Below are 8,878 nucleotides of genomic sequence, written 5' to 3' on the forward strand. Positions count from 1 at the left end.
CAGCCGATGAGCCAGCGCATGGCTCCAACCCAACCCCAGCCCACAATCGACCTCCTCCGCGCTAGTGCGATACAGCCGTGTCCACTCAAACGGCAAAATCCCGTCCAGCGCGCCGTCGGTGAGGGTGAGCAATTCCTCGCCGGTGACCATCGACACCGGGCAGCCGTGAGTGACTGTTTTATCCGCAGGCGCCGCCGCATCGCCCTTCGGATTCGACGCCACAGTTGGCACATCATCGACAGGCTCATGACGGACCAACGTCGTGCGCTGGGTCTTGCCGCGCACCATCGGCACCGGGTTCGAAACCAGCGTATCGCCCGCCTTCAACGGCACAGCCGGCACCGTCTTAATCGGCGTCGCCGCACTGCTCAGCAACACCGGCTTGGCGGCCTCGACATGGGTTTCCAGCCGAGGCCCCACTACTTGCTTGGCCAGCAATTCCAACAACGCCCGCGCCCGCCCGGATTTGACGTGACTGAGCACACGAGCCCCCAATCGCACCACCACGCCCATCGCACCCAACACGCGAATCAGCAGCAGATTGATCAGCACCTCACCGGTAATCTCACCCCACAGTTCAGCCATCTCCGTAGGCGGGAGCATGCGCATCCAGCTGACCAGCGCCGACAGGTAGATAAACAGCAGCGGCTCATCACTGAGCACCAACAAGCCTTGGGCTATCGCATCACTGCCCAGTGTCAGCAGTTCATCGAGCTCGGTTTGAGAAAGGTATTGCAGCAGTTTTTCGCTGTTGGGCTTGAGGTCGGCCAGCAGCGCAGACAGCTCGCCGAGGTTGTCCCACAGGCTGTAAAGCGCCTTGCCTAACCCACTGGCAAAAGCCGCTTCCAGCAAGCGGCGCCGCTCAAGCGGGCGGGCGTCTGCATAATTTTTCCACTGGGCCTGGAAGGTGTCGGTCCACTCTTTGCGCAGCCGGGCTTCCAACGCTGCGATCACTGACTGGTAGGACGCATACAGTGCTTTGAGGTGATCCTGGGAAACGTTGGGGTAGAAACTCACCCGGTATTGCTGGTTGCGATCACACTCGGTGACTTCGAGGATGCCACTCGGGCCGATGGTCTTATGGAGGGGCTCGCCCAGCGGGCCGCCGTTTGGATCAACGCGTTGCACGATCACCGGGGTGTTGCCGATGGGTACGAACCTCGTGCTCTGGAACATATGCACCAGGGTCAAGGCACCCGTGGCCTGGCAGGTGGCGACGGTGCTGCTGGGAAACAGGGAGCGATTGATCGGGGCAACCAGCGCGACGTCATCCCCGACCTTGAACACCTGTTCGACGTCCAGCGCGGAGAAGCTCCAAAAGCTTTTGGCCCACTCGTCAAAGGTGTTCAAGCAATCGCGAAAGTCACGGAAGACGCCCTCGACGTCGACCGTTTCCACGTTCATTGGCGTCAGCGCCAGCCTGCCAATGGCCGGGTTCAAGTGGCGGCCCCGTCAGCCGCACGCGTCACGAAAAAAACCATCTGCATTCCCTCGCACTGTTTGATCAGGCGAGGGACTTTGCAGAGGTTTGCCGGGGTGAGGAGTAGAGCTTATCCGGCAGTGGTGTGGGATGTTTCAGTTACTGCCAGGCACTGGGTTCGGCATGCCGACGAACCCCGGTTAGACTTACCTGTCGATATCAGCACTGCCCGGCCCGTCGTTAACCAAGGAAGCCTCATGTATTCAACCCGTCTGCTGTTCTGCCTTATTCCGTTGTGGGTACTGGCCGGTTGCTCCACTTCCCGTGGCCCCCAGCAGCCCGAGCGCAGTGAAGCCGAGGTGAAGGCGCAGATCGTGCGCCTGCTGCCGGCCAAGGTGTCGGACCGCAACGGTTGGGCCCAGGACATCTACACCGCCTTCGACACCCAGAAAATCTACCCCAGCACCGAAAACATCTGTGCGGTATTGGCGGTGACCGAGCAGGAGTCCACCTATCAGGTCGACCCGCCGGTGCCGGGCATGGGCAAGATCGCCCAGGATGAAATCCTGCGCCGCGCCGCCAAGGTGCATGTGCCGGCATTCGTGGTGCGCAGCGCCTTGCAACTGCGCTCGCCCACCGGCAAAACCTACGCCGATCGTTTGAATGCCGCCCGTACGGAGAGGGATTTGAGCGGCATCTTCGACGACTTCATCAGCATGGTGCCCCTGGGCAACACCCTGTTTGGCGGGTTCAACCCGGTACACACCGCAGGCCCCATGCAGGTCAGTATCGACTTTGCGCAGAAACAGGCGCGGGGTTATCCCTACACGGTGGACGGCACAATTCGCCGCGAAGTGTTCACCCGTCGCGGCGGCATGTACTTCGGCATCGCCCACTTGCTCGGCTACCCGGTGAGCTACGACCAGCCGCTGTACCGCTTTGCCGATTTCAACGCCGGTTGGTACGCCAGCCGCAATGCCGCGTTCCAGGCTGCAGTCAGTCGTGTTTCAGGCAAAGAGCTGGCGCTGGATGGGGATTTGATCCGCTATGGCTCATTGCTGCCCGGCACCACCGAGCTGGCGGTGCGTTCACTGGGGGCGAAGTTGGATATGCGCAACCCGAGCATCCGCAGCCAACTGGAGCAGGGCGAGCAGTTGGATTTCGAGGACACCACCTTGTACAAGCGCGTTTTCAGCCTGGCCGACCAGGCGGCCGGCAAGCCGCTGCCTAGGGCGATCCTGCCGGGTATTGTGCTCAAGAGCCCGAAGATCACCCGCAACCTGACCACGGCCTGGTTTGCCAAGCGCGTGGATGAGCGTTACCAGCGCTGCATGAAGCGCTGATCAACCGCGACGCTTGACGAACCGGCGCCACAAGCCCACCCACAACCACACCACCGGGAACGCCAGGATCACGAAGGGCAGCACATAGCTGGCACGTTCCAGAGCGTCTGCGGTGCCGTTCACCAGGTTGTCTCCCAGGTTGCTGAACATCCGGGTGAACCTTGACACCTGGTTGGCGCCGTCCGAGGAACGGAAGTTCAAGGTCACGCGGTTGGTGTCGAGGCGGCGTTGCTGGCCGGCGGCAACCTGAGCCAGTTCCTGCAGCTCGTTTTCAATGCCGGCTTGCTCTTTGCTCAGGACGATCAGATCGCTGACGGTGATGTCCTTGCGCTTGGCCAGTTCATCGAGGCGTTGCTGCTGAGCTTGCAGGCGGTCCTGGCGGCGGCGTACATCCGCCACGGCATCGGCCAGGTCTTCGGCAGTGGTGATGCGCTGGCCGAGCTTACCGCCTTCGGCCGCCAGGGCGACCATCGGCTCCACACCCGTGGGCGCGATCCGCAGGATGATCTGGCCACCTTGGCCGTCTTCGGTAATGCCAAGGATATTGCAGGCACCAAAGCGCGCCGTTTCACACGCCTCACGAGTGGCCTGCATACGCGGCGCAAGCAGGCCGCCGGGCAGGGCCAGGGTCAATTCATGCTCATAGGCCAGTTGCGCCCCGGCCTTGCCCTGTTCGCCATTGATGACGGTGGCGCGAGAGTGGTCCTTGGGGGAACAACCGGCCAAGGCCAGGCCAGCAAGCAAGATCAACAGCGGCGCGCGAAGCGGGTGGGAGTTGCCGTCCAGGTGGCGCATGGCGTTTCCTTGAAATGTGCAGGAGAAATTGGCCGAGATTAAAGCGGGTCTGGCCCATTAACGCAAAGCATTGCCCGGGATTTGCCCGGCTGATGGTGGTGGCTGCCGGGTCGAGGCTGGCGTACACCTCAAGCCTCACACCAGGGAAGCATCCGCCATGAACGCTCAGACCGTCCCCCAAGGCTTTGTCCCATTGCCGCGCAGCAGCCCGTTGCTGGAACTGCTCGGCCCGGCGTATTGCCGTGGCGAAGGTTTGCAATTGGAAGTCGGCCTGCGCGCCGATCATCGCCACGCCAATGGGCGAGGTACGGTGCACGGCGGGGTGCTGGCGACGCTGGCCGATATCGGCATGGGGTACGCCATGGCGTTTTCCAGTGAGCCGCCGTTGCCGTTGATTACCGCCAGCATGACCGTGGATTACCTGGGCGCCGTGCAGGTAGGGGAGTGGATGGTGGTGCGTCTGGAAAGCCATAAGCGCGGACGGCAGATGGCGTTCGCCACGCTGAGTTTGCAAGTGGAGGAGCGCGTGGTGCTGCGGGCGAGCGCGGTGTTTGCGGTGCCGCAAGCTGACAGGCAGTGAGATCAAATGTGGGAGTTGGCTTGCCTGCGATAGGGGTGTGTCAGTTAGCAATGATCTGACTGATAGACCGCTATCGCAGGCAAGCCAGCTCCCACATTTTTATCGAGTTCATTCAGGGGACATCGATAAAAGAAAAGGCCTGGCTTTTCGTGGAGCCGGGCCTTTTCTGTGTTGCTCTTATTGGCATGGGGGCCGCTACGCAGCCCAACGGGAGCAAGCTCCCTCGCCACAACCGCGATCCGGTTCAGTTGCGTTCGAGCGCCAGGGCCACGCCTTGGCCGCCGCCGATGCACAGCGTTGCCAAGCCTTTCTTGGCATCGCGCTTGATCATTTCGTGCAGCAGGGTCACCAGTACGCGGCAGCCTGAAGCACCGATCGGGTGGCCGATGGCGATGGCGCCGCCGTTGACGTTGACCTTCTGCGCGTCCCATTCCAGCTCTTTGCCCACCGCCAGGGATTGCGCGGCGAAGGCTTCGTTGGCTTCGATCAGGTCTAGATCAGCCAACTGCCAGCCGGCCTTGTCCAGGCAGCGGCGGGTGGCCGAGACCGGGCCGATGCCCATGATGGCCGGGTCGACGCCCGCGTTGGCGTAGCTGGCGATACGCGCCAGTACGGGCAGGCCGAGAGCCTTGGCTTTGTCGGCGCTCATCAGCAGCACGGCCGCAGCGCCGTCGTTCAGGCTCGAGGCGTTGCCGGCGGTGACGCTGCCGTCTTTCTTGAACGCAGGCTTGAGCTTGGCCAGGGATTCGGCGGTGGTGCCGGCGCGGGGTTGTTCGTCCACCGCGAAGGCCACCGGGTCGCCTTTGCGCTGGGGAATCAGGATTGGCGTGATCTCATCGGCAAAGCGCCCGGCTTCGATAGCGGCCGCGGCTTTTTGCTGTGAGGCGGCGGCAAAGGCGTCCTGGGCTTCGCGGCTGATGCCGTACTTGTCCACCAGGTTCTCGGCGGTGATGCCCATGTGGTAATCGTTGAACGCATCCCACAGGCCGTCGGTGATCATGCTGTCGATCATCTTCGCGTGGCCCATGCGCAACCCGGTGCGTGCGGCAGGTAATACGTACGGGGCCAGGCTCATGTTCTCCATGCCACCGGCAATGATCACCTCGGCGTCGCCGCAACGAATGGCCTGTGCGCCCAGGTGCAAAGCCTTGAGGCCCGAACCGCAGACCTTGTTCAGGGTCAGGCTCGGCACGGCGTGGGGCAGGCCGGCAAGGATCGAAGCCTGGCGTGCCGGGTTCTGGCCGCTGCCTGCGGTGAGCACCTGGCCGAGGATCACTTCATCCACTTGCGCCGGGTCCAGGCCGGTCTGCTCCAGCAGGCGACGGATCACGGCAGCGCCCAGTTCCGGGGCCGGGATGTTCGCCAGCGAACCTTGGAAGCTGCCTACGGCGGTGCGGGTGGCAGCAACAATCACGACGTCTTGCATGGAATCTGTCCTCACTGGAAGTGCATTTCTGGAACGTGGTCCGGGACGATCAGTTTACCGGCGGTCTTGCTCACAATCTCTTCAACGCTGACGCCAGGTGCGCGTTCCTTGAGGACAAAAGCGCCATTTTCGATTTCCAGGTACGCCAGGTCCGTGAGCACACGCTTGATGCAGTTGGCACCGGTCAGCGGCAGGCTGCATTGGCTGAGCAACTTGGACTCACCGTCTTTGGATGCGTGAGTCATGATCACAATGATGTTTTCTGCGCCGGCCACCAGGTCCATGGCACCGCCCATGCCCTTGACCAGTTTGCCGGGGATCATCCACGAAGCGATGTTGCCCTGTACGTCCACTTCGAATGCGCCCAGTACGGTGAGGTCGACATGCCCACCGCGAATCATCGCGAACGACTCGGCGGAGGAGAAGATCGAGGCGCCGATGCGTGCGGTGACGGTCTGCTTGCCGGCGTTGATCATGTCGGCGTCGATGGTTTCTTCGGTCGGGAACGGGCCCATGCCAAGCAGGCCGTTTTCCGATTGCAGCATCACTTCCATGCCGTCGGGGATGTAGTTGGCCACCAGGGTCGGAATGCCGATACCGAGGTTGACGTAGTAACCGTCCTGCATCTCGCGGGCAACGCGTTGAGCCATTTGTTCGCGGGTAAGCGCCATGATTGTTTCCTCTTATTGTTCTGGACGGGGATTATTTGCGGACGGTGCGCTGTTCAATGCGCTTTTCGAAGGTGCCGCAGATGATCCGGTCGACGTAGATGCCAGGGGTGTGGATCTGCGCCGGGTCCAGCTCGCCCGGTTCGACGATTTCCTCGACTTCGACCACGGTGATCTTGCCGGCGGTGGCGGCCAGCGGGTTGAAGTTCTGGGCGGTGTGACGGTAGATAACGTTACCGAAGTGGTCGGCTTTCCAGCCTTTGACGATGGCAAAGTCGCCGGTGATGGACTCTTCCATCAGATACGGGCGGCCCTTGAATTCGCGGGTTTCCTTGCCTTCGGCAACGGGGGTGCCGACGCCAGTGGCGGTAAAGAAGGCCGGAATGCCGGCACCGCCTGCGCGCATTTTTTCTGCCAGGGTGCCTTGAGGGGTAAGCACCACCTCAATCTCGCCGCTGAGCAGTTGTTTCTCGAAGAGGGCGTTTTCACCCACGTAGGAAGCGATCACTTTGCTGATCTGCTTCTGTTCCAGCAGCACACCCAGGCCGAAGCCATCGACGCCACAGTTGTTGGAGACCACCGTCAGGTCGCGGGTACCTTTGCGCTTGATTTCGGCAATGAGGTTTTCCGGAATGCCACACAGGCCAAAACCACCGGAGAGCACGGTCATGCCGTCTTCCAGGCCTGCCAGCGCTTCTTCATAGGACGCCACGCGTTTATCGAAACCTGCCATATGCACCTCTTTTATTGTTTGTGGTCCAGCCAGTGAGTTGAGTGTTGCGCCAGCGGATTGATTTGTTAAGTTGTTTTTTAAGGTTGATTGATTTAGAAAACAGCATAGTCCAGTCGTCGTCCGGAGCTGCGTCATGACCGTTAAACAGATGCGTGCCTTTCTCGCTGTTGCTCAGAGTCTGAGTTTTGCCGCTGCCTGCGAGCGTTTGCACCTCTCCCAGTCGGCGTTGAGCTTGACCATCAAGGGCCTGGAAGAAGGCTTGGGCGGGCGCCTGTTCAGCCGTAATACCCGTAACGTCGCGCTGACCCCTGAAGGTGAGTCCCTGTTACCCCTGGCCCGCCGGTTGATTGCCGACTGGGACAACGCTGAGGACGAACTGCGCCAGCGTTTTACCTTGCAACGGGGGCGTGTCACGGTGGCAGCGATGCCATCGTTTGCTGGCAACCTGCTGCCGCCCATCCTGAAGATATTCCGCGCCCGTTACCCTCAGGTGAACGTGACGGTGCATGACCTGATCAATGAGCAGGTGCTGGAGATGGTGCGCGACCGTCAAGTGGAGCTGGGGGTGGCCTTCGAGCCGTCTGAGGGCTCGTCATTGGCGTTCACGCCGTTGTATCTGGATCGCTTTGTCGCCGTGGTCCCAGGCGATTCAGCCTTGGCACAGCGTGCTGAAATCGACTGGGAAGTCTTGTTGGAACAGCCGTTCATCACCCTGCAACGGCCTTCCACTGTGCGGGTGATGCTGGAAGAACACCTCGGTGCCTTGCAGATGAAATTGCCCGTTGCCTTGGAAAGCCATCAATTGGCGACGGTGGGCAAAATGGTTGCCAGCGGTTTGGGGGTTAGCGCGGTGCCAGCGTTATGCGCCAGGCAGATGGAGGAGGCGGGAGCCCATTGCATTACCTTGACTGGCCCGGTGATCGAGCGACCGATTGGGGTGCTGACCAAGCCGGGGCATGAACTGTCGGCGGCGGCGCAGGTGTTGTTTGATATCTTTCGGGATGAGGCGGGGAAGGGCAGGTTTCCAACTTTTTAAATCAGTAAATACACCTGTGGGAGCTGGCAAGCCAACTCCCACATTGATTGAGTACTACTTAGTAGTAACGGTCGATCACTTTAACTTGCGAGCTGTCTTTGAAAGACGCCCAGGCATTGTTAAGTGTGTCGAACACTTGCTCGATAAAGTTGCGATCAGCGGCGGCCTTCTTGCCGACATAACCCTGGCCACGGCGGTACATCTTCAGGCGCGCCGCCAGCTCACGGTTGTTACGGTCAAACTCGGCTTCTTCGGTATGGGGCGCCAGGCAGTCAATTTGCACTTCGCCGGATTTGCCAATCCACAGGATATGGTCGTCGAGTGTGTCTTTCTGCGCTGCGAACATCTCAGCCAATTCATCGATAGTGGGTTGGTTGTTCAGATTCATGTGTAAGCCCCTTGACCAGTTGGCGATCTATCAGTTGATTCGTTAATACCAGTAAGTTGTCTCCGGTCACTAAAACCGGGCGTCAGCGACGGGCTGCCGAATACGGGCAGGGTCTTGAAGCTGATGCATGTAGTCTTGCTGATGGACTGCTACGCAATGCTCTGATCACGAAGACAAGCCGCGTTTGAGCGCCTTGTACCTGTCCCTTCCGGGGCCGGTCAGCTTCATCAATCTGCCTTGTGGGCAGTGCACATCCGGAAAAACAGCTCGGCGGTCAGACGAGCCTGTTCAAAACGCTTGTTACCAACGCTCTCGATCCGAGAGACGTCTAGATCATGCAAGGACAAAAAGGTTACGTCAACGGTTATGTAGTGATTATTTTTGCTCACTACATAAATTGCCGCGGGGACGGGGGAATGCGCGAAAACGTGACTTGGGCGTCATTTTCTGTGCGGTGGGTCGCAGGGTTTTGGTGGCGAGTTTACGCAG

General features: G+C 60.5%; 9 protein-coding genes. 3 read left to right on the forward strand and 6 right to left on the reverse strand.

Annotated elements, in window-relative coordinates:
• On the reverse strand, positions 1–1,404 hold a 1,404-nt coding region (locus AC4PS6_RS06390; RefSeq protein ID WP_492180764.1), incomplete at its 3' end, for a DUF6531 domain-containing protein.
• A gap of 273 nt (positions 1,405–1,677) precedes the next feature.
• On the opposite strand from AC4PS6_RS06390, the gene AC4PS6_RS06395 reads away from it, so the two are divergent.
• Entirely contained in the window at positions 1,678–2,763 is a 1,086-nt protein-coding gene (locus tag AC4PS6_RS06395) for a DUF1615 domain-containing protein (protein WP_019821407.1), read from the forward strand.
• Here the strand turns inward: AC4PS6_RS06395 and AC4PS6_RS06400 are convergent, their stop codons facing one another.
• Entirely contained in the window at positions 2,764–3,558 is a 795-nt protein-coding gene (locus AC4PS6_RS06400) for a DUF4349 domain-containing protein (RefSeq protein ID WP_014717968.1), read from the reverse strand. It lies immediately after the preceding gene.
• Positions 3,559–3,715: 157 nt separating this feature from the next.
• On the opposite strand from AC4PS6_RS06400, the gene AC4PS6_RS06405 reads away from it, so the two are divergent.
• Positions 3,716–4,138, forward strand: coding sequence for a PaaI family thioesterase (locus AC4PS6_RS06405; RefSeq protein WP_014717969.1), 423 nt, complete (start codon positions 3,716–3,718; stop codon positions 4,136–4,138).
• 244 nt (positions 4,139–4,382) lie between these two features.
• Here the strand turns inward: AC4PS6_RS06405 and AC4PS6_RS06410 are convergent, their stop codons facing one another.
• Genes AC4PS6_RS06410 through AC4PS6_RS06420 form a run of 3 tightly spaced genes read right to left on the reverse strand, consistent with a single transcriptional unit; the run spans position 4,383 to position 6,965 of the window.
• Positions 4,383–5,564: an acetyl-CoA C-acetyltransferase gene (locus AC4PS6_RS06410; protein WP_003190325.1), complete on the reverse strand. Its 1,182-nt coding sequence runs from the start codon at positions 5,562–5,564 to the stop codon at positions 4,383–4,385.
• 11 nt (positions 5,565–5,575) lie between these two features.
• A complete protein-coding gene (locus AC4PS6_RS06415; RefSeq protein WP_005786928.1) occupies positions 5,576–6,235 on the reverse strand; it encodes a CoA transferase subunit B in 660 nt (219 codons plus the stop codon).
• Positions 6,236–6,266: 31 nt separating this feature from the next.
• Positions 6,267–6,965: a CoA transferase subunit A gene (locus AC4PS6_RS06420; RefSeq protein ID WP_003190329.1), complete on the reverse strand. Its 699-nt coding sequence runs from the start codon at positions 6,963–6,965 to the stop codon at positions 6,267–6,269.
• Between the two features lie 133 nt (positions 6,966–7,098).
• Here AC4PS6_RS06420 and AC4PS6_RS06425 point away from each other — a divergent pair, with 133 nt between their 5' ends.
• Positions 7,099–8,001 carry a LysR substrate-binding domain-containing protein gene (locus tag AC4PS6_RS06425; RefSeq protein WP_198833456.1) on the forward strand — a complete coding sequence of 301 codons (903 nt, stop codon included), beginning with the start codon at positions 7,099–7,101 and terminating at the stop codon, positions 7,999–8,001.
• Between the two features lie 58 nt (positions 8,002–8,059).
• Here the strand turns inward: AC4PS6_RS06425 and AC4PS6_RS06430 are convergent, their stop codons facing one another.
• Positions 8,060–8,389, reverse strand: a complete 330-nt coding sequence (locus tag AC4PS6_RS06430; protein ID WP_003190335.1) for a hypothetical protein — start codon at positions 8,387–8,389, stop codon at positions 8,060–8,062.
• Positions 8,390–8,878: the final 489 nt, after the last annotated feature.

The organism is Pseudomonas sp. DW-iso17 (genome assembly GCF_058725345.1).